The sequence below is a fragment of the Streptomyces sp. So13.3 genome, from assembly GCF_005860785.2.
Classification (GTDB): Bacteria; Actinomycetota; Actinomycetes; order Streptomycetales; family Streptomycetaceae; genus Actinacidiphila; species Actinacidiphila fildesensis.
In genome coordinates, this window is sequence record NZ_CP048835.1 from 3605902 (window position 1) to 3627473 (window position 21572).

The window sequence follows — 21572 nt, forward strand, 5'->3', positions numbered from 1 at the left end:
GGGGTGCAGAATCGAAGTCACGGTCCCACCATCGTGAACCTGGACGGCTCTCTGAGCGCAGCCGCCGCACCCTCCAGATCCGCGAGCCGTGCGGCAAGGGTGGCCTCCGCGAGCCGGGTTGGCAGTGCTGCGCTGAACTTGAGGCCGTTCAGCGCACGCGCATCCACTGCGGGAAGACACAGCTGGTCGACGGCCTCTGCAGTGGCCTTCCTCCATTCCGCGGGCGTCACGTCCTCGCGAAGTCGGATGCAGGTGTCCGTTGGCCTCTGGAGAGGATCGGCGATCGTGGTGAGTGTGGCGGCCAGGGTGGCGTTGGCCCGGTAACCGGCCCAGGTCCACCAGCGCACGTTGGTGTCACGCCCGCCCCTGACGATGACGGTCCCGTCCGGGTGGACCAGTTCCGAACTGCCCTCGCGCGCCTGGGCCAGCGCAGCCGTGGCACGCACGGTGAGGGGCACCGGCGGGTCGGAGCCGAGCAGTACTTCTCTTGCCGCGCGGGTCAGTTCATACGATGTGGTCCGGCCGGAACCTACTCCTCCCCAGCGCGCTTTGCCGCCGCCATCGACCGGTTCGACGAAGCATCGCCGCCGGGACCAGTCGATATACGTCACCTGCCAGTTCCGTCCTGCAAGGAGCAGACGCCGAGGACCGAGCACCTCTTCTGTCAGTAGCGCGGGATTGGTCGTGCCGATCTCGGAGTGACCCGACAGCACCGCGAATTCCGGAGCCGCCGTGAACACTGCGGTGAGATCCATGAAGTGTCGGTATCCGAAGCGGCGTTCGGCTTCGGGACCCATGAAGAGCATCCCTCCGTCCCGGTCCAGGAATCCCTCGTCAATCAGGTGTCGCACGATAGGTTCGGCCGAATTTCCGAAGGGGCCAAGCTCTCCCCACCATTCCTGCCACAGTCGGTCACCGACGCGATGCTCCTGCAAGCAGAGGGCCAGCACTTGTTGCGCGACGATGTGCCGTGGGTCCGGCGGAGCGACCACCGGCTCCACCCAGCCGCGCGACTTCAGGCCACCACGCGCCGCAGCCAGCCTGCATGAGCTCGTTAGAGATCAACGCCAGGTCGCAACTCATCGAAAATTGCAAGCCAGGGCTCCAATCCGTGAAGGGCGCGGGCAGCCTTCTCTACAACGGCAGGAGAATATGACTTCTGCATCCTGAGGCGCTTCACTTCTTGCGGAGATGCGGGCCTGCCTACGGTTCCATAAATGTCCTGAATATGGAACTCTTCCCCAATCCCAACTGGAACTTTGAAGATTGGATTCAGCAGGCGTTCCGCAGGCGTGCGGCGGCCGACAATCCTCCACGACCCGTCACGCACGCGCAAATCCATCGTCTCAACCACAAGCCGTGGATCATCGACATTGAGCGACTCAAGATCCGGCGACTCCAGAGAGCTGACAGCTCCGAAGAATACCGCAATGAAGATATTTCTACGCATCTTCATCAAAATCTGAGCAAAAGCAACCGAAGTCTCTGCAATGGTAATTGCAACAATATCCCCTTGCTGATATTTCACTAGCATACCGTACCTCCAGCGGCCTTGTATTTCTTGTCAACCATCTGGACTCGCTTGTTGGTCAATACACTTCCAGGAACCGAAGATTTCCCGCCCCCTGCGCGTATCCAGCTCTCCTCGAGAACATCGAGATCTTTCCCGGCGTTTGCGCGCCCAAGCACCTCGAACGTGAACGCAGCACCTGGATAGTCCCTCGCATGGGGCCGCCCGGGGCGGCGTCGGCGTCCTTGCAGCTGCTGAGGACGGGCGGTTGGCCGGCCAGGGAGCGGTCGGGGGAAGACCTGTGTCTGATTGTCACTGAGCACGCGAGGATAGCTGATCACCGTTGCAATCGGCATGGGCCAGTCGTCTACCGCTACGACCCGGCAGTCTCCCCCGACGGGCTGAGGGGCTCCGAGGGAACCTCCAACCTGTACACCTTCCTCTATGTCCAGGCCCTCGCCAAGGCCGGCCGCATCCACCAAGCTCGGTACACGTTCGACAATATGCTCGCCTACGCCAACCATGTCGGTCTGTTCGCCGAGGAGATCGGACCGTCTGGCGAGTAGCTCGGCAGTTTCCCCCAGGCATTCACCCACCTGGCGCTCATCGACGCCGCCGTGACGCTCGGCGAGGAGCTCGACCGGGCCGCGGGACGGGCGGGCTGACAGCATCGGCCAGAGTTTCGGCAATCAGAGCATGGCTTCCGAAAATTTCAGTCTCGCTCAAGATCTCGAACCTGTGGGAGCTCATATACGAGGACAGGCGTCCGGTTCCGGAGCGGGGTTTGGAGTGCCGTGAGAAACGGCCGCACTGTCCTGCATGGATGTTCCTGCGCTTCCGCAACGGACTGCGTGGAGCCGTCCACTTCAATCCCTCACAACCAGCGCGCACCTGGCCAATGCGGAGAGCGATGAGCACACGGCCTTGAAGGAGGGCATCGCCACGACCGGTGGGCCGCGAAGGCTTCCAAGTCGTGGTGGGGGACCGCTCCGAGCCCGGCGATCGACGTGACCGTTGTCGGAACCGTTGCGATTGCCTGGGAGATTCAAGTGTCGGCCATTTCGAGACGCCTGGCGGGACGCAGAGCCCGGTCGCCCGACGGGACGGGCTTGTGCCGTCATGGACGACGACGGCGAGGAAACTATCCGAGGTGCTTCACGGCGCCTCGTGGTCGCTGATCGTGCCCCGGCCGGCCGTGGCAGGAGATCCACGACGGCCAGGAGATCCACGTCGCAGGTGGAGTACGGCCATTTGACATGATCCGCTGCTCCCGAATCCCCGGTCCGTGTCCGGTGAAGAAGACCGGCAGGCGCAGCGACTTCCACGGTGTCTGGGAGGTGTACAGCCCCACGCTGGACGATCTGGTCCGCGCCCCCGACGCAGCCCGTCGCAACCGTATTAAGCTTCAGCGAATAGTCAGCTGGCGCATTATGTCGTTCCGTTCGCAAGTTCTCATCACCGAGGAAAAGAGGCCGCCGTGGGTGACGCCATTGGGCAGATGCTGGTCCCCGCGGTCGGTATTGCCGTCAGTCCGATTCCGCTGATCGCCATTGTGCTGATGTTGGCCACACCGCGTGGGCGCGTCAACGGGACTGCGTTCGCCGCGGCGTGGATGGTCACCCTGGCTGTGGTCAGCGTCATCGTGGTGCTGGCCGGGAGTGGGGCCGACGCACGCGTCAGCAGCGACCCGGCGAGCTGGACCTCGTGGGTCAAGCTGGCGCTGGGGATCCTATTGCTCCTGCTCGCGGGGATGCAGTGGCGCGGCCGGCCGCAGGATGGCCAGGAGGCACAGTTGCCCAGGTGGATGGAGTCCATCGAAGCCTTCTCGCCGGCCAAGTCTGCTCTGCTGGCTGCCGCACTGGTCGGGGTGAGTCCGAAGAACTTGATTCTGGCGGTCGGCGGCGCATTGTCGATCGCGTCGAGTTCGGCCGGAAGTGGCGGTAAAACGGTGGCCATCGGGCTGTTCGTGCTGATCGGCTCACTGTGTGCCTTGGTACCGCTGGGTGTCTTCCTGCTCGGTGGCGATCGTGCGGTCACGATTTTGCAGTCCTGGAAGACATGGATGGCAGCCCACAACGCCGCGATCACGGCGGTGCTACTCATCGTATTGGGCACCAAGTTCGCCGGCGATGCCATCAGCGCGCTGACCTAGCCCAGCCGGCCGTCGCTGAAGGCCCGCATCTCGATGTCGGCGAGTTGCCTGTCTCCGGGCGCTGTACGACTGTGGCTGGAGGGGTGCCCCACGACGCCGCGGAGGCCGACGTGATCGTCCCAGCAGGAGCCCTGGCACGGATTCTGCGGCAGTACCTCATCTGGGGGTCGTGAACACGATGGAAAGACTGCCGGTCGGAGAGCACAACATGGCCGTGCGCGTCGTGCGTCCTCGGCGCCGGTTGCGCGCTGGGCTCACCCAGTTGATCTGCTCGGGCGCGGGGCTGCTCCTCGGTCTGCTCGTCCCGAGAGTGGACGGCGGACTGCGGGTCGACGCCACCCGCACGGTCGAGGTCCTGGTCACCGTGGCTCTTGCCGTCGTGGGCGTGGCCAGTCTGATCTTCTCGCTGCTCTTCTTGGTGGTGCAGTGGGCCGCAGGGAGCTTCACTCCGCGCCTGGCGCTCTTCCGTACCGATCCGACGGTGTGGCGGACCTTCGGCTTCGTCATGGGACTGCTCGTCTACAGCACCAGTGCGACCCTGGCCATCGGCGCGAAGCCCGACACCTCCGTTCTGGTTCCGGTCCTGGCACTGGTGCTGACCCTTGTCGCCCTCGGCCTCGTACGGAACCTTCAAGTGCGCGCCTTCGAGTCGATCCAGCTCGCCCACGTCCTGGCGATTACGACGCAGCGTGCGCACGAGATCGTGGACGCCTTCTACCCCGATGGCGGCATCGGGCGTTCCAAGGGCGAGAGCGATCAGCCGCGCTTGCCGCCATTGCTTTCCACGGTGAAATGGCCCGGCACCACCACCATCGTGGAGCAACTCGACATCCTTAACCTGATGACGGCCGCGACCAGAGCCGGATCCGTAGTGGTGATGCGGGTGGCGGTCGGCGCGACCATTCAGCACGGCACCACCCTGGCGGAAATCCGCGGGGGAGACCTGGTCGACGGCGAGGTGGTGCAAGCGGTCATCGCAGGGCGGGAGCGGACCTTCCGCCAGGACCCGACCTTCGCATTCCGTCTGCTGTCCGACATCGGTCTGCGAGCACTTTCGCCGGCTGTCAACGATCCCGCGACCGCGGTGCAGGTACTGGACGCCATGGAAGGCCTGCTCGGCCGCCTCGTCAGAACCGCCCCGGGCGCGTTCACGGACAGCGACGACAATGTCCTCGTGATTCTGAAACTGCCGGTTTGGAAGGACTTCGTCAGGGTCGGCTTGGACGACCTGCTCGCCGCGGGAACCACGTCACCCATGGTCCTGCTGCGTGCCCGCGCGTTGCTGCTGGCGCTGTTGGCGGCCCCGGCACCACCGCACCGTCTGGCGCCCCTGTCCTCTCGGCTCGCCTGGATCGAGAAGGAGCTCTCCGACCGCTACCCGCTCATCTGGCAGGAAGCGGCTGACGAGGCCGCCGAAGGCTGAGGCCGCTTCATACATGCGGCGTAGTGCTGAATTCCTCAACTTATGGGTATACACGGTGTGTTGAGGAGTGCGCTGGGGGTGGATGGTGCCGACATTGCTGCGGGCTCGGCCTGCTTCGGGTCCGGATGAGGCGTTGATGATCGACCGGCTGACGAGGGCTCGGAAGGCACCGGCTGACCTGGTGCTCAGAGCACAGATCATTGTTCTGAGCTGGGACGGTCTGCGGGTGGCGGCGATCGCCGTGGAGCTGGGGTGTCATGCGAAGACGGTGCGGTGGTGGCTGCACCGTTTCAATGAGCTGGGGGTGGAAGGGCTGGAGGACCGGCCGGTCGCGGGCCGGCCGCGCCGGATCACCGAGGCCGAGAGGTCCCGGATCATCGCGCTGGTCAGACAGGAGCCACCGGGACGTCTGACCAGGCACGAGGACGGCGAACTGGCGGCGCAGGACGAGTCAGGGGCACCGCAGTGGACACTCGACGCCCTGGCTGAGGCTGCCCGCCGCGGCGGCATCGAAGTGGGCCGGTCCCAAGTCCGCAGAATCCTGGTGGCCGAAGGCGTCCGATGGCGCCGCACCCGTTCCTGGATCCGCTCAAAGGACCGGGATTTCGAGGGAAAAGGACGCGGGTCGTCGGCCTCTACACCTGCCCGCCCGAAGACGCGACGGTCATCTGCGTCGACGAGCTCGGACCGGTAATCCCGCGCACCTTCCCGCCGGCGCCGGGCTGGTCGCCGGACGGACATCGCATCAAAGCAGAACTCGACTACGGCCGCGGCCCGGAGAAAACCTGGGTCTACGGCGGCCTCCGCATCCGCGACGGACAGCAGGTCACCATGACCGCTCCGTCTCGCAATAGTGCCTTCTACCAGCAGTTCCTCCAACGCATCGAGGAAGCCAACCCTGCAGGCGACATCTATGTGGTGACCGACAACCTGTCCTCGCACAACAGCCTCTCGACCCGAACCTGGCTCGAGGACCACCCCCGCATTCACCACGTCTTCATACCCGTCAGCGCTTGCTGGCTCAACCTCCAAGAAGGCTGGTGGCGCATCTTCCGCAAAGTCGCACTCGCCGGCCACAGCTTCGCCGGACCCGACGAAATCACCCACGCCACCGAACTCGCGACAACCCAACTCAACGCCCGCGCCAAACCCTGGATCTGGGGCAGACCCGCCCCACCCACCCGACACCTACGCCGACGCTACGTCTACTGCCTTTGAGGAATTCAGCAGTAGTGAGTCAACGACCCGAGAGCATCGCTTGCTGCAGGCTCCCACGGCGCCGCCTTGGCGTCGGAATTCCTCCGGAGTTACGCCGTCCGGGCCTTCGCGCGCCGGCTGATCAAGCGCGTGTCGCGGTGGGAGGTTATGTTGAGTCAGCGGACTGGTGGGAATGATTCATGCCTCGTAAGGAGACCTCATGGCCACGCCTGCATCAGGATCAGTGCGACCGGGAATCATGCTGGGTTCAACGAGTGAGTTCAGTCTGTTCTTCGCGATCAGGCCTGGGCATGTCGATGAGCTGCGGGAGGCACTCACGCGCCTTGCTGAAGCTCCCGGATATAGGCCTGGCGACCATAATCTGCCCATCGCGACGATCCACGAGGCCAGATTCGTCATTTTCGACGACGGCACGCGTCTGCTGTTCGCGACGAGTTTCGACGGCCCCTGGGATGCGTACATCGAGGACTTCGCGTCCAAACCGCTGGCTCTTTTCGACAGTATCTTCAAGCATCTGGAGGGCTATAGGGGGGCCTCGGATGCCGCGGCACTGAAGGAGTTCATCGAAGGGCATCAGGTCACGGCCGTCGCGTACGCACGCAATTACGGCGGGACGGTGAAGGAGATCCGAAGGGCTGGACGTGTCAACGCCGCGTTCCAGCGGGTGCTCGACGACCCCGCGGCGGAGCAGGCGTTGCAGGACCCCGCGCTCAATCCCCTGCTCGGCGAGGCCGCCCAGTAGGCCCCGCTGTCCGTGGCTGTGCAGGTATCAGCAACTCGACCGGCTCGTCTCGGGTGACGTGCTGGGACGCTCTGGAGGTCTAGATGTCGGATCACGTATCCGGTCCGCGCGCGCTGGAGCACCCCATCGCGGACATCACCGATTTCTACGCCTTTCCCAGTCCGGAGCGCGCCGGCCATCTCGTTCTGGTGATGAACACCCTGCCCTTCGCCCCTCCCGACGGCCGGTTCTCCGAGGGATTGGTCTACCGGTTCCGCCTGCGGTCGGCCGATCTGGGCGGACCCGCCAAGCCGGTGTCTCTGACCGCCGGAGTTCCGGAGTTCACTTTCGACTGTGTCTTCTCCGTCGCCGAGCAGGACGGCGAGGCACCGGCCCGGCAGGACGGCACGTGCACCACCCCGAACGGGGAGATCGTGCCATTTCGCGTGGACGAGGAGAACCCGGTCGCCGTTCACGGCGTGCGGATTTTCGCCGGGCCCCGATGGGATCCCTTCTTTCTGGACGCGCCGGCGGCCCTGAAGACGCTCGCCACCGGGAAATTGGCTTTCACCGAACCGGGATCGATCTTTCTCGACGGCAAGAACGTGCTCAGCCTGGTCCTGGAGATCGACTGTGCCCTGCTGCTCGGCGGCGTCGAGGTGCTCGCCGTGGTCGCTGAGACCCTGACCCGCGGACCGGTCGGCATCCGTGTGGAACGGGTCGGTCGGCCGGAGGTCAAGAACCTGATCCTGGCCCCCCAACAGTTCGATCAGGTCAACCGCAGCCTGGAGATCCGCGACCTCTACAACATGGAGGACGCCTTCAACCTGTCGGAGAACTACGAGGAGGCCTATCGCGCCCGGCTCGACGCGAACCTGGCCTACTGGGACACCTTCGATGACGACGTCAGCTGGGCCGCGCTCGAGACCGGGGCGCATCCGCTGACCGAGTTCGTCCTGGCCGACTACCTCGTGGTGGACATCGGACAGCCCTACGCGGAGCACGGGTCATTCCTGGAGATCGAGTCCGCCGTGCTGGCCGGGCGCATCCATCAGACGTGCGGCGGGCGGGCACTGAACGATGACGCGATGGACACCTTGTTCACCCTCCTGGTCAACGGCGGCAAGGGGGAACGGATCCGGGACGGCGTCGACCACGCCAGCCATCCCGCAACGACGACTTTTCCCTATCTCGCCGCTCCCAACCCACGACCCCCCGAACCGCCGGGCCACCACCACCTACCCCTGAAGGACCAATGAGCACGCCTTCAGCCGATGAGAGCGTCGAACTGGAGTGGGACGACATCCAGAGCGGGGCGTTGCACGAGCGCCCGTCCCCGTATGTCGGCCGCTACGTGCTCATCCGCATCGACGACCGCGAAGCCGGTCGTGAACTGGTCCGGCGGCTCCTTCCCGCGATCGAGGCAGGCCATCCGACCGCCGATCCCGCCCGCGACGCCTGGATCACGGTCGCCTTCACCTACCAGGGCTTGCGCGCCCTGGGTGTCCCGTCCGACTCGCTCGACAGCTTCGCGCCCGAGTTCCGGGCGGGTATGGCCGCGCGAGCAGCCGAGCTGGGGGACGTCGGCGACAGCGATCCCGGCAACTGGGAGCAGCCGCTCGGCACCCCGGCCGTGCACATCGCGCTGGCCGCGCTGTCGCCCGACAGCGTGAGACTGGCCAAGGTCATGGAACGGGCGCAGCAGGCCTACGGGCAGCTGCCGGGGGTCGAGGTGATCTGGCGGCAGGACTGCTACCAGCTGGAGACGGGGCGGACCTCGTTCGGTTTCCGTGACGGGATCGGCCAACCCGCCGTGGAGGGGACCGGGAGGAACACCAACCCGCACGAGGCGCCCATCAAGGCCGGCGAGTTCCTCCTCGGCTATCCCGACGAGACGGGTGCGCTGCCGCCGATGCCCTCCCCTGATGTCCTTGGCCGGAACGGCACCTACCTGGTCTTCCGGAAGTTGCACACGCGGGTCGCCGCCTACCGTCAGTACCTGTACGACCAGGCGTCCAGCCGTGCGGAAGAGCGCCTCCTGGCCGCGAAGACGGTCGGCCGCTGGCCCAGCGGCGCGCCGCTGAGCTTGAGCTCGGACCAGGACGATCCCGAGCTCGGCGCGGATCCGGACCGCAACAACCGCTTCAGTTACCACGACGACCTGGACGGTTTCAAATGCCCGGCAGGTGCCCACGCGCGGCGCGCCAACCCGAGGGGCGCGCTGGACCATGAGAACAGCGTCAACGTCCGGCTGCACCGCATGATCCGTCGCAGCACCAGCTACGGACCCTCGCTCCCGGAAGGAGTGCGCGAGGACGACGGCGCCGACCGGGGCATCGTCTTCGTCTGCGTCGGCGCCCATCTCAAAAGGCAGTTCGAGTTCGTGAAGACGCAGTGGTTGAACGACGGAGTCTTCATCGGCGCGCCGCAGGAGGCGGATCCGCTGGTCGGACGCTCCGACACCCCGGGCGTGTTCACCATCCCGCGGCGGCCGGTGCGAAGGAGGCTGCGGAACCTGCCGCCGTTCGTCGTCACGCGCGGTGGAGAGTACTTCTTCGTCCCCGGCCTGCGGGCCCTTCGCTGGCTCTCGGAACTCGACAGTTGACCTGCGGTCGAACCGCACGAAGGAGCGACAGTGACCACGCAACCGAACCGTTCCGACCGGTGGGCCGCCATGGGTTTCACCCCGGCAGGAGCAGACGTCGACGAACCGGACCAGCCCGTCCTGGTCGAGTACCTCTCGGACGGAAAGATCGCCCTGATCACCCTGAACCGGCCTGAGGCCGACAACGCGATCACGACCGCGATGGGTACCCGGCTGACCGAGATCCTGGAGACCGTCGCCGTCCGCGCTCAGGTCCGCGTCGCCGTCGTCACGGGCGCCGGCGACCGCGCGTTCTCCATCGGCAGCGACCTCAGTCAGCGCAAGCAGATGACCAAGGAGGACTGGCTGCGCCAACGTCAGGACTTCGACCGGGTCCTCTACACGCTGAGGCAACTGCGCAAACCGATCTTCGCCGCGGTCAACGGGCTGGCCTTCGGCGGCGGTTCCGAACTCGCGCAGAGCACGGACTTCATCATCGCCGCCGACAACGCCGTGTTCGGCCAGCCGGAAGCGATGATCGGATTGTCCGCCGGCGGCGGGTCGCCGGTGCTGCTGCCCCGCGTCCTGCCCCGCGGCAAGGCCCTGCAAATGCTCATGACGGGCGAATCGGTCTCCGCGCAGGAGGCCTACCGGCTGGGGATGGCCAACGAGGTGCACCCGCAAGCCGATCTCATGGAGGCCGCCCTCAAGATCGCCGAGAGGATCGCCAACAACTCACCCACCGCGGTGCAGGCGGTCAAACGGGCCGTCCGTATGAGTGACGGCGAACCGCTCGAGCAGGCGATCTCGATCATGATGGAGGCGCACTGGCGATCCGCGGTCCACCCCGACCGCGTCGAAGGGATCGCAGCGTTCATCGAAGACCGCGAGCCCCATTTCCAGGACCCGGACTACTGACATGCCCCCTCCCGCGCGGGTGTGTTCCGACAGGTACCCCGAAGGAAGTGACCAACATGGCCGCACCGCGAAGCCGTGAGCAAGCACGCTCGGACCTCGTCATGATCCAGCCCGAGCCGTTCAACGCCGAGGCCCCACGGCAGGGGCTGTCCTCGGACATCACCCCGGTCGGCCAGCACTACGTGCGCAGCAACTTCGCACTGCCCGCCCACGACGGCGTGCTGAGGATCGATGGCGCGGTCCGACACACGAGCGAACTCACGCTCGACGACCTGCGCGCGATGCCCAGCATCCAACGAACCGTCACCCTGGAATGCGCCGGAAACGGACGCCTGGCGCAAAGTCCGCTACCGGTGGGCGAGCCCTGGGGCGGCTGGGCGGTGTCGACCGCCCGATGGACCGGCACCCTGCTCCACGAGGTACTGCGCCAGGCAGGTCCGGCCGACGACGCGGTCGAGGTCATCTTCCACGGCGCGGACCACGGTCCGTACTACCAGTTCGAGGACCTCAAGTACGCCCGTTCGCTTCCCTTCGCGCACACCATGGACCCGGACGCCGAGATCCTCATCGCCTACGACATGAACGACGAACCGCTCAACGCCGACCACGGCGCACCGTTCCGGCTGATCGTCCCCAACTGGTACGGAGTCGCGTCGGTGAAGTGGCTCGACCGGATCGAGGTCGTGACCCGGCCTTACGAAGGCGAGTTCCAGACCGGCCACTACATGTACGAGTGGGCGGACCAACCGCACGAACCAGTCACCTTGATGCGCGTACGGGCCCGCATCACCGACCCGGAACCAGGGCAGAACCTCCCTCTTGGCCCGTGCCGCGTCAAAGGCAAGGCATGGAGCGGCACCGGGCCGATCACCCGCGTCGAGGTCAGCCTGACCGGCGAGGGAGAGTGGTATCCCGCCCACGTCGAACCCGCAGACTCCCCCTACCAGTGGCAGGACTGGCACTTCGACTGGGTCCCCACCACAGTCGGGCGGCACACGCTGCGCGCCCGCGCGACCGACGCCGCCGGCAACGTCCAACCCGAAGTCCCGCCATGGAACCGCCTGGGCTACGGCAACAACGGCGTCGAGGTTCAGTTCGTCCAGGTCGTGTGAGACACGCCCCGTGACCCCGGTTTCATCGTTGGTGTGTGACGGGTGCAGCGCGTCGCGGGTCCTTTGCGGGTGGTCGGCCGGGGCGGCGACGTTGTGCGGGAGTCATGCGGCCTGGGCGAAGGTGTCGGGGGCAGGTTGACGGTGCTGGAGGTGTGGGAGGAGCCGTTTTCCATGACCCGGTGGATCCGCAGGGCCGGGTCGGTGCACTGGTCCAGTTGCCGGAGGAACGCGGTGAACGTTGGCGAGTTGTTGCGCTCGATGCGCTGGGTGAGCCCTGTCCGGTGGCCACGTCCATGGCCGCGACCATGGAGACCGTGCCGTGGCGGCGGCACTCGACCTCGCGGCGCTCCTGGCGTCCAGGGCGGGCGCGCACGGTCGGGGGCGGCGGGACTTGGCCTCCCGACCGTGCGAACCCTGCGTGCGCCACACCGCGCGATGGTCGAGCACGACGGACAGGACGAGCACATCCCGCTGTGCCGCATCGAGGCCCTCGGCGACGATCAGGAGGTGGGGCTTCGGCCTCTACTCGGCCGCCGCCGACTCCAGCACCGATGTCCTCTTGCACACCGGCACCGTTACCCGCCACCCCAACGAGGCCTTCGACACCGCGGCCGTCGTTTCAGCTCGCCAATTACGAGTCGTGACCGCAATGGTCCCACTCAACCAGCAAAGAATTTGCGACGCACATCGCACTGGGAGCGTGGGCCAGTATCCGGCAGCCTACCTCCGGTTCGTAATCATTCGTGCGGAACAATGACGGTATGTAGGTGAAGACAAGCCGTTCGAAAGCCTGCGGACAAGAGGTAGTGGCAGGGCCGTGCGGCGCTGGTCGTAGGCGGCGTCCTTGTCCACTTGGGCCCGGCCCGCCGCGCGGTGGGCAGAACGGCGGATTACGTTGACGGCACTGGGCACCCCCGGCGCGCGGCAGGCTCACGAGGTGAACTGATATGCACAGACTCTTTCCATGGCAGCGTGCATCGCATGAGGATCGTCGTGCCCTGCGTACGGATTACGCCGGGGCCGTCTACGGATCGCTCCTGGCCGCCTCCGTGATCGCCGCAGCAAGTAGCGTCGGCGAGTTTCCCCGCCTCGAGACTGTTGTGCTTCTGCTCGTCACCGGGCTGGTGTTCTGGGCTGTCCACGTCTACGCGCGCCTCACCGGTGAGCGGACGGTCGGCCGGAGCATCACCTGGTCCGAGACCTGGCGGATCGGACGCAGTGAGTGGTCCATGGTGGAGGCAGCCGTCCTGCCGAGCGCCGTCGTAGCTCTGAGCCCTGTGCTTGGACTGAGCCTGACGGCCACAGGGTGGACCGCACTCCTCGTCGCTGTGGCGCAGCAGGTGACGTGGAGCTATTTCGGCGCCCTGCACGCCAGTGGGTCTCGTCGCCGAGGGGCAACGGAGGCCGCTGTGAACTTGGTGTTCGGTTTGATCATCGTCGCTGCGAAATCCCTTCTTGGTCACTGACCTCGATCGAGCTCTTCGGCGCTGGCCGACATCCGACCGCCCAGCGGTGGGCCAGCCGCTACCGCGAGCTAGGGTCCGTTGCGAAAGTGGATCTTGATCGGTGATGATCATGGTGTGGCACGTGGAGATCTGACGGATGCACGATGGGCAAGGCTGGAGCCGTTGCTGCCGGTAGGTGGCAAACCGGGGCGCGGTGCGGTGGAGTCCCGGCCGATCAGATCAGCGGCGGACAGCGCCCGCCTGGCCTGACGGGTCAGGCCGCATCGCCGCCGTCGGGTGATCGCGGTGATCGCGGTGATCCGAAGGACACGCATCAGCCGCTCGACCCGATTCCCGTTGACGATCCGGCCGGCCCGCCGCAGGGCCGCGTGAATCCGCGGAGCCCCGTATGCGCCGCGCGAACCCGCATGCAGCACCCGGATCTCACCCACCAGCAGCTCCTCGACCCCCTCCGGCACTGCCCGAGCTGACCGCGACGCCAGGTGCGCGTAGCAGGTGGAGCGGAGCACCCCCCAGCACTCGGCACAGAAACGCACCACTGCGACCTGCAAAATTGCCCTCACACGCCTTCTCCGCGTCAATGAAACGACACCGCGCGGCGATGTCTACCTCATCTTGTCCCGCGCGAAGAAGGGGGTCGCTTTTCCCAGGACCTCGATCGTGGCCCCCTGCTCGCGGACCTTCCGCCAAAGCCGGACCAGCTCCTCACGCCCTGCACTGGTCAGAGCCCCCGTCGGTCCTGCACCGCGGTCGGCCTTCGCCTGCTTCACCCACCCGCGCAACCCCTCCGGACTCACGCCCAGATCCCTGGCGACCTCGGTGACCGTCTTGTCCGACGACAACGCCAGAGCCACCGCGTCCCGCTTGAACTCGGCCGTATACCGCTTACTCATATTGCTCTTCGTTGTCACTACCTGTGACTGCATCCTCCGGGACCATCCGTCCCAGTATCAAGCTGTCCAGCTCACAGGGAGAACTCCAAACGCAACCCCTTCCTGTCGCCCATCAAGATCGGCACCGGCTGGGCCAGTTACACGATCGTCCACTGACCCGCCCTCACGCCTCCAGTGGCATCAGCGACGACTTGAGATGACTGCCATGAGGCTCCGCCCCGGTTTCGGGGCGGAGCCTCTACGCGTTGGAAGGGATATCCGCTGCGGGGAGGTTCAACCACCCGCTCCGAGCTGTCGCGACCCTCCCCGGGCTGCCCCGCTTCGTCCCCGTGGGGACTCGTTGGGGACACATTGGGGACGCAAGGACAGGAACAGACTGACAAAGGGACCAGAGCACGAGCACACGACACACAATCTGAGCTGGGAAAACATCCAGAATCTGCGCAGAAGAGCAAGGGCCGCCAAGATCCCTAAAGGACTCATAATCCGTCGGTCGTGGGTTCGAGTCCCACCCGCCCCACCCTGAGGTCTTGCCGGAGAACTGGCCAGCCGTACTCACGATGGAAACCAAGGCCCAGGGGACGCTCAGGGGACATGCGGGGCCCGTTCCGGGTCGTCGTCAGCTGCTCGCCGACGCCGACCGGGACGATGAGCCGCGGGAGCCGGCCGTCTGCCGTGAGGCTCTGACGCACCACGTGGTCGTTCCGGGGCGGCGCGGGCCCGGTCGGGCGCCCGGCTGCCGTCCGGCGTGGGTTCCGCGCCGGACGGTGACGCTGCCAGGGATGAGCGGGCTCGGGCCTGGCGGTGTCCGCATCCGCGGATCAGGCGGTGTGCGTCACCCAGATTGCGGCGTGGAACGGGCCGTTGGCGGTGAATGGGCCGGGGGGCGGCAGGGCCGCTTTTCCGACAACGATCCCCGAACAGCTGGACTGCGACGCCGTGGAGTTGAGTCCGCCCAGGGCGGGCAGATTCGTGAATGCGCCGGTCTTCATGTCGAAGGAGAAAGCGAAGGAGTTGGAGGCGAATACGTTGCCGACAATGAGGTCGCCTTTGATCGCGCTGACCTCGGTGACGCCGTTTCCGGGGCCGATGCTGATGACTGCGTGGGTGGCCAGGTTGAAAGTGGACGACAGGAGGCTGTCTCCGCCCACAGCGGTGTTCCCGCTGACCAGTTGGGAGATCATCAGGCTGCGCCCGAGGTCGGTGCGGGCGTGGGTGAGCAGGTTGTAGGCGTACCCGTGGAGGGCGGCGTTGCCGGCTGTTCGGGATTGGCCCACGACGGTGTGCCCGCTGACCGCACTGGCTGTGCTGAAGGTGCCGCCGAGGGTACCGAGGTCGGTCATGGTGCGGGCGTGCCGGTTGTAGGCGAACGCGTGGGTAGCGGCGTTGCCGGTGGTCTGGGACGTCCCGACGACCGTGTCGTCGTCGGCCGCGGCCGCGGAGCTGTTGGTGCCGCCCAGTGTGCCGAGGTCAGCGACGGTGTACTGGACAGCCGGCGTTCCTGGGTCCGCCGGCGCGGGGCCGGCCGCGAGGGCCTGTCCGGCACCGGCGGTGATCAGTGCGAATGTGCTCACCGACGCGAGCAGGCACGCACGTAATCGAGTCACTTTCATGTTGCCCCCCTGTAAGAAGGATTGAGAACGCGAAAATGCACGGAATTCGCTATTCCAGCCCCCAAGCGGTATCCAAAACATCGTGCATTGCGGCTCCGGCGCTAATTCTGCGCTGACTGAGCCCGTTTCCCCATCACTTTATACAGCTTTCTCTGCGGGCCACCGGACGGCCGTCGCCGTGGCTCGTACTTCCCTTGAGGTGGGCCGGCACCGGTGGCGCTCAGGTCATTGCGACGAGGCCGTCGGTGAGAGCCGGGAGGCCGATCCCGGCAAGCAGGCAATCAACTGCGACCCGGAAGGGACAAACCCTCCAGGGTGCAACCGCGCGGCCGCCCGCGAGGCTACGGAGCAGGTTCAGTCCAGGTAGCCGCGGAGCTGGTCCGCGAAGGCGTGGTCGCGGAGTTTGTTGAGGGTCTTGGACTCGATCTGGCGGATGCGTTCGCGGGTGACGCCGAAGATGCGGCCGATCTCCTCCAGCGTGCGGGGGCGGCCGTCGGCGAGGCCGTAGCGGAGCTGGACGACCTTGCGTTCGCGTTCGCCGAGGGTGGAGAGCACCGCTTCGAGGTGTTCGCGCAGCAGCAGGAAGGCGGCGGATTCGACGGGGGACGTGGCGTCGCCGTCCTCGATGAGGTCGCCGAGGGCGACGTCGTCCTCCTCGCCGACCGGGGCGTGCAGGGAGACCGGTTCCTGGGCCAGCCGCAGGACTTCGGTGACGCGCTCCTCGGAGAGTTCGAGGTGGGCGGCGACCTCCTCGGTGCTCGGCTCGTAGCCGTGTTCCTGCAGCAGGCGGCGCTGGACGCGCACGACGCGGTTGATGAGCTCGACGACGTGCACCGGGACCCGGATGGTGCGGGCCTGGTCGGCCAGGGCCCGGCTCATGGCCTGCCGGATCCACCAGGTCGCGTACGTCGAGAACTTGTAGCCCCGGGCGTAGTCGAACTTCTCGACGGCGCGGATCAGGCCGAGATTGCCCTCCTGGACGAGGTCGAGCATGGTCAGACCGCGTCCGACGTAGCGCTTGGCGACGGAGACGACGAGCCGTAGGTTGGCCTCGATCAGCCGCCGTTTCGCCATCCTGCCGTTGACCACCAGCCGGTCGAGGTCGACGGCGAGCTGGGAGTCCAGGTCAGGGAAGTTGTTCAGCTTCTCCTCGGCGAACAGGCCGGCCTCGACCCGGCGGGCCAGTTCGACCTCCTCGACGGCGGTGAGCAGCGGTATGCGGCCTATCTCGCGCAGGTACTGCCGGAAGAGGTCCGCGGACGGGCCCGCCGCCTCCTCGCGGGACCGGCGCTCCCGGTCGTCGGCCTCGTCGTCGGGGTCCCGGGCCTCGGGTTCCCTGGCTATGGAGCCGCGGGATTCCCGGGGCTCGCGGGGCTCCGGGGGCTCGGGGGGCGCGGCGGGCTCGGACGCGAGGACCTTCAGGAGCTCCGGCGGCTCGGGTGGCTCCGGGTCCGGGTCCGAGTCCGGGCCGTCCTGCACTTCCCGGCCGTCCTCGGTTTCCAGGACGTCCTCCGTTTCCAGGACGTCCTCCGCTTCCGGGTGGGTGGCGGCGTGGTTCTGCTCCGGTACCCGCTCCCGTTCCCTCGGCTCGGCCTCGGGTTCCGACAAGACCACCTCGGCCACGGTCGTCAGGGGGTGGGTCTGCACGGGAGCGACCTCCATGGTGAGCACAGTCACGGGCTCGGAGACGCGCGGCATTGGGACGGTCGCGGCCTGGCCGCTGTCCGTCCGGGAGTTCGCCGTATGCGGATCACCGGTCGCATCTCTGTTTGCAGAATCCGGTATTCCGCGCTCCGAGGACTCAGGCACCGCCCCCCAGTGTGGCGTACGGCACACCCCCGCCACGAGGGGCGTGCGTCGGGTTTTTCGGGCCAATGTCACGGGGTGCGTTCGATCGGTCACCGCACCGGACAGCGACCTGGGGCACCTCCCAGCAATAGCTGGAGGACGGCCCTACAGAGCCGCGGTGCCCTGTTCGCGCAGCCGCTGGCCGTACTGCTGCAGCGCCCACAACTCGCTCTGGACGGCGCTGAGATCATCCGCACCGGCGCGCGGGCCGAGCCGGGTCAGATTGGCGCGGACCTCGCTGATGCGGCGCTCGACGGCCTGCAGCCGGACGGCGACGAGCTGCATGCCCGCGTAGACCTCGTCGGGGGCCCGCCGGGTGTGGGTGGCCTCGACGGCCAGCTCGGTGACGAGGATCCGGACGGTGTCGTCCGGGGCGACGTCCCGGACCCGGGCGAGGTAGCCGTCGTCCGCGTGCTCGGTGCCGCCGGCTTCGGAGATGGCGTGCCGGACGGCGGCGTACGGCGGGGCGGTGAACTCGTCCTCGCCGTAGGCGTCGAAGGCCGGGGAGACCAGGTGCGGATGCTGGAGGGCGAGCTTGAGCAGCTCGCGCTCCACCCGGTGGGAGGGGCTGCGCAGATCCAGCCGCGGGCCGCGCGGCGGCTGGGGGCGGGTGACGCCCTGGCCCGAACCACTGGAGCTCTGGCCCTGGCCCTGCTGACGGTCGCGGCGCGGCTCCGGGCCGCGCTGGCCGCGGTCGCGGGCCCAGCGGGCGAGCTGGGAGACCCGGCGGACGACGAACTGCTCGTCCAGGATGCCGAGCTTGGAGGCGAGCGACACCGCGTACTCGTGCTGGATGGAGCTGTCCTTGATCCCGGCGACGATCGGTGCGGCTTCCTCCAGGGCGGCGGCGCGGCCCTCGGCGGTGTCGGTGTTGTGCCGGGCGACGGCGCTGTGGATGGCGAACTCGAAGAGCGGGGAGGAGTGCTCGACAAGGTTGCGCACGGCCGCGTCACCGTCGGCGAGCCGCAGCTCGCAGGGGTCCATACCGCCGGGGCTGATCGCGATGGAGGTGCGGGCGGCGAACTTCTGGTCGTCCTCGAAGGCGCGCAGCGCGGCCCGCTGGCCGGCCGCGTCCCCGTCGAAGGTGAAGACGACGTGCGAGCTGGAGTTGTCCATCAGCAGCCGGCGGAGGATCTTGATGTGGTCCTCGGCGAAGGCGGTGCCACACGTGGCGATGGCGGTGGTGACGCCGGCGAGATGGCAGGCCATGACGTCGGTGTACCCCTCGACGACGACGGCCTTGCCGGTCTTGGCGATCTCCTTCTTGGCGAGGTCGATGCCGTACAGCACATGCGACTTCTTGTAGAGCGGCGTCTCGGGGGTGTTCAGGTACTTGGGCCCGTTGTCGTCCTCGCGGAGCTTGCGGGCGCCGAAGCCGATCACGTCACCGGTGATGTCGCGGATCGGCCAGATCAGCCGGCCGCGGAAGCGGTCGATCGCCCCGCGGCGGCCCTCGCTGGCCAGCCCGGACGTGAGCAGTTCCTTGTCGGTGAAGCCCTTGCCGCGCAGGAAGCGGATGAGGTGGTCCCAGCCGGCGGGCGCGTATCCGACGCCGAAGTGCTCCGCGGCGGCCTGGTCGAAGCCGCGCTCGGTGAGGAACTTGCGGCCGATCTCGGCCTCGGCGCTGCCGAGCTGCTCGACGAAGAACTGCGCGGCGATCTTGTGCGCCTCGATGAGCCGGATCTTCTCGCCCTGCTGGCGGCCGGGGTTGTACCCGCCCTCGTCGTACCGCAGCACGATGCCGGTCTTGGCGGCCAGCCGCTCGACGGCCTCGGAGAAGGAGAGGTGGTCGAGCTTCATGACGAAGTCGAGCGTGTCGCCGCCTTCTTGGCAGCCGAAGCAGTAGAAGAGCCCCTTCGAGGGACTTACCTGGAACGACGGGGACTTTTCATCATGAAAGGGGCAGAGCCCTTTCAGGTTCCCACCACCCGCGTTCTTGAGCTGCAGGTACTCCGAGATGACGGCGTCGATCGGGACCGCGTCCCGGACCGCCTTGACGTCCTCATCCTTGATCCTGCCTGCCACCCGTGAAGTCTAAGGCCCAGGTGTGACAGACCCTTGACCTCCGCCGCGGCCACCCACTAGCTTCCCCAATTGTTAAGAATGTTTACTAATGGCGCGCGGTACCGACGGAGAGGCGGGCGCATGCCCCACAAGCACAGTCGACGACGCGGACTCGGCCTGGCGGCAGGTGCGGCCACGGCCACTGCCGCTGTCGTCGCGGCCCTGCTGAGCGGCGGCGCGGGTTCCGCCGAGGCCGCCACCACCGGACAGGTCCGGGTCAACCAGGTCGGATACGACGGCAGCGGCGCCAAGGAGGCGTTCCTGCTGGCGAAGGGCGCCGTCTCGGGCGCCACCTGGAAGCTGCTCGACAGCACCGGCGCGACCGCCGCCACCGGCACGACCGGCACGAGCCAGGGCAGCTGGAACACCGCCTACCCGGCCGTCTACCTGATCGACTTCAGCTCGGTGCAGGCTGCCGGCACCTACCACCTGGAGGTCAGCGGCGCGGCCACCGGCGCCTCGCCCACCTTCACCATCGGCAGCGCGAAGGCCGTCTACGGCAAGCCCGCCGCCGATGCCACCACCTTCTTCCAGGCCCAGCGCGACGGCCGCGACGTCATACCCGGGTCGCTGAAGCGCCAGCCGTCCCATCTCAACGACGCGCACGCCGCCGTCTACGACTGGCCCAAGTTCACCAGCGGCGACGGCGACACGATCTCCAAGGCGCCGGCCAAGCTCGGCGGCACCGTCGACGCCGAGGGCGGCTGGTTCGACGCGGGCGACTACCTGAAGTTCACCGAGACCACGACGTACGCCGCCGCCACGCTGCAGATCGCCGCCCGCGAGACCGGCGCCTCCCCCACCTCCGCGCTCGGCGCCGAGGCGCAGCACGGCCTGGACTGGCTCGACAAGATGTGGGACGGCGACACCAAGACCCTCTACATCCAGGTCGGCCTCGGCTCCGGAACCGACAGCGGCAGCGTCGTCGGCGACCACGACGTCTGGCGGCTGCCGCAGAAGGACGACTCCGACACCGCCAACGCGTTCCTGCGCAACCGCCCGGTGTTCCGGGCCGGCGCCCCCGGCTCGAAGCTCAGCCCCAACCAGGCCGGCCGGCTCGCCGCCGACTTCGCGCTCGGCGCGCAGCGCTACGCCGCCTCGGACCCCGCGAAGGCCAAGAGCTATCTGGCGGCCGCCGCGCAGGTCTACGCGCTGGCGGACACCAAGCCCGGCAAGCTCGTCACGACCGTCCCGTACGCGTACTACCCGGAGACCAGCTGGCAGGACGACCTGGCCTTCGGCGGCGCCGAGCTGGCGCTGGCCGCGCAGCAGCTGGGCGACTCCCGCGCCGCCGGCTGGCTCCAGCAGTCGGCCACCTGGGCGAAGGCGTACGGCACGACCGGCGACACGCTCAACATGTACGACACCAGCGCGCTCGCCTACACGGACCTGGCGCGCGCCATCAAGGCCGCCGGGAACCCGGCCGGGCTGCCGGTCTCGTACGACACCCTGGTCGCGAACCTCAAGGCGCAGATCGCCTCGGGGCAGGCCCGCGCCGCCAAGGACCCGTTCCACGCCGGCGCGGTCTACAACGACTTCGACGCCGACTCGCACACCCTGGGCCTCGCGGCCACCACCCGGCTCTACCGGGGGCTGACCGGCGACACCTCCGTCAACCGGTTCGCCGTCCAGCAGCTCGACTGGCTGCTCGGCGCCAACGCCTGGGGCACGTCCTTCATGGTCGGCTCGGGCACCACCTACCCCAAGTGCACCGCTGGGCAGCTCGGCAATCTCGCCGGGAGCCTGGACGGCAAGGCGCCGGTGGACACCGGTGCGATCGTCAACGGGCCCAACGGGACCGCGCAGTTCGCCGACGGGCTGGGCGACTACCTGGACGACATGCGCAAGTGCCAGCCCGGCGGCGCGGACCCGTTCGGGACCTTCACCGGGCGCGGAAGTCGCTATGTCGACGACGTCCGGTCCTGGCAGAGCTCCGAGCCCGCGCTCGACATGGACGCCTCCGGACTGCTGGCGTTCTACCTGTCGAGCTGATCCGGCCGGGCCGGCCGGCTGATCACGAGGACGTCCTCGTGATCAGCCGGCCCTCGTG

Annotated in this window: 17 protein-coding genes and 2 pseudogenes; 12 read left to right on the top strand and 7 right to left on the bottom strand. The window is 67.4% G+C overall.

Annotation, left to right across the window (positions count from 1 at the left end; all coding sequences use genetic code 11):
- Positions 1-17: 17 nt before the first annotated feature.
- Together C8250_RS16350 and C8250_RS16355 are read right to left on the bottom strand one after the other, a co-directional pair.
- A pseudogene (locus tag C8250_RS16350) lies at positions 18-1019 on the bottom strand (ATP-dependent helicase); the annotation flags it as partial.
- A 35-nt stretch (positions 1020-1054) separates the two neighbouring features.
- Positions 1055-1528, bottom strand: a complete 474-nt coding sequence (locus tag C8250_RS16355) for an Imm26 family immunity protein (RefSeq protein WP_187144866.1) — start codon at positions 1526-1528, stop codon at positions 1055-1057.
- A gap of 344 nt (positions 1529-1872) precedes the next feature.
- Here C8250_RS16355 and C8250_RS43535 point away from each other — a divergent pair.
- The 11 genes and pseudogenes from C8250_RS43535 to C8250_RS16405 all read left to right on the top strand — a co-directional run.
- Positions 1873-2175, top strand: a pseudogene (locus C8250_RS43535) (glycoside hydrolase family 15 protein); the annotation flags it as partial.
- An 812-nt stretch (positions 2176-2987) separates the two neighbouring features.
- Positions 2988-3662, top strand: a complete 675-nt coding sequence (locus C8250_RS16360) for a GAP family protein (protein ID WP_138356742.1) — start codon at positions 2988-2990, stop codon at positions 3660-3662.
- Positions 3663-3840: 178 nt separating this feature from the next.
- Positions 3841-5085: a DUF2254 family protein gene (locus C8250_RS16365; protein ID WP_232486053.1), complete on the top strand. Its 1245-nt coding sequence runs from the start codon at positions 3841-3843 to the stop codon at positions 5083-5085.
- A 136-nt stretch (positions 5086-5221) separates the two neighbouring features.
- The gene (locus C8250_RS16370; RefSeq protein ID WP_232486345.1) at positions 5222-5779 is read left to right on the top strand and encodes a helix-turn-helix domain-containing protein; all 558 of its coding nucleotides are present in this window, start codon (positions 5222-5224) and stop codon (positions 5777-5779) included.
- A complete protein-coding gene (locus tag C8250_RS16375) occupies positions 5665-6303 on the top strand; it encodes an IS630 family transposase (protein ID WP_203218468.1) in 639 nt (212 codons plus the stop codon). The genes C8250_RS16370 and C8250_RS16375 overlap by 115 nt, the downstream gene beginning before the upstream one ends.
- A 199-nt stretch (positions 6304-6502) precedes the next feature.
- On the top strand, positions 6503-7045 hold the full coding sequence (locus tag C8250_RS16380; RefSeq protein ID WP_138353251.1) for a hypothetical protein: 543 nt from the start codon (positions 6503-6505) through the stop codon (positions 7043-7045).
- An 83-nt stretch (positions 7046-7128) separates the two neighbouring features.
- Positions 7129-8283 carry a DUF4331 family protein gene (locus tag C8250_RS16385; protein WP_138353250.1) on the top strand — a complete coding sequence of 385 codons (1155 nt, stop codon included), beginning with the start codon at positions 7129-7131 and terminating at the stop codon, positions 8281-8283.
- The gene (locus C8250_RS16390; RefSeq protein WP_138353249.1) at positions 8280-9629 is read left to right on the top strand and encodes a Dyp-type peroxidase; all 1350 of its coding nucleotides are present in this window, start codon (positions 8280-8282) and stop codon (positions 9627-9629) included. The genes C8250_RS16385 and C8250_RS16390 overlap by 4 nt, the downstream gene beginning before the upstream one ends.
- Before the next feature lie 30 nt (positions 9630-9659).
- Complete coding sequence (locus C8250_RS16395) at positions 9660-10526, top strand: enoyl-CoA hydratase-related protein (RefSeq protein WP_138353248.1); 867 nt, start codon at positions 9660-9662, stop codon at positions 10524-10526.
- Between the two features lie 56 nt (positions 10527-10582).
- Positions 10583-11638, top strand: coding sequence for a sulfite oxidase (locus C8250_RS16400; RefSeq protein WP_138353247.1), 1056 nt, complete (start codon positions 10583-10585; stop codon positions 11636-11638).
- A gap of 947 nt (positions 11639-12585) precedes the next feature.
- Positions 12586-13104: a hypothetical protein gene (locus C8250_RS16405; protein WP_187144867.1), complete on the top strand. Its 519-nt coding sequence runs from the start codon at positions 12586-12588 to the stop codon at positions 13102-13104.
- Between the two features lie 107 nt (positions 13105-13211).
- Here the strand turns inward: C8250_RS16405 and C8250_RS16410 are convergent, their stop codons facing one another.
- From C8250_RS16410 to dnaG, 5 genes are all read right to left on the bottom strand, one after another.
- Positions 13212-13535 carry an IS3 family transposase gene (locus tag C8250_RS16410; protein ID WP_187144868.1) on the bottom strand — a complete coding sequence of 108 codons (324 nt, stop codon included), beginning with the start codon at positions 13533-13535 and terminating at the stop codon, positions 13212-13214.
- 174 nt (positions 13536-13709) lie between these two features.
- Entirely contained in the window at positions 13710-13997 is a 288-nt protein-coding gene (locus C8250_RS16415) for a transposase (protein WP_187144869.1), read from the bottom strand.
- Positions 13998-14818: 821 nt separating this feature from the next.
- Complete coding sequence (locus C8250_RS16420) at positions 14819-15571, bottom strand: hypothetical protein (protein WP_187144870.1); 753 nt, start codon at positions 15569-15571, stop codon at positions 14819-14821.
- A gap of 393 nt (positions 15572-15964) precedes the next feature.
- Positions 15965-17272: an RNA polymerase sigma factor gene (locus C8250_RS16425; protein ID WP_232484977.1), complete on the bottom strand. Its 1308-nt coding sequence runs from the start codon at positions 17270-17272 to the stop codon at positions 15965-15967.
- A gap of 291 nt (positions 17273-17563) precedes the next feature.
- On the bottom strand, positions 17564-19483 hold the full coding sequence (dnaG, locus tag C8250_RS16430; RefSeq protein WP_138353244.1) for a DNA primase: 1920 nt from the start codon (positions 19481-19483) through the stop codon (positions 17564-17566).
- 120 nt (positions 19484-19603) lie between these two features.
- Here dnaG and C8250_RS16435 point away from each other — a divergent pair, with 120 nt between their 5' ends.
- Positions 19604-21514, top strand: coding sequence for a glycoside hydrolase family 9 protein (locus C8250_RS16435; protein WP_138353243.1), 1911 nt, complete (start codon positions 19604-19606; stop codon positions 21512-21514).
- Positions 21515-21572 lie beyond the last annotated feature (58 nt).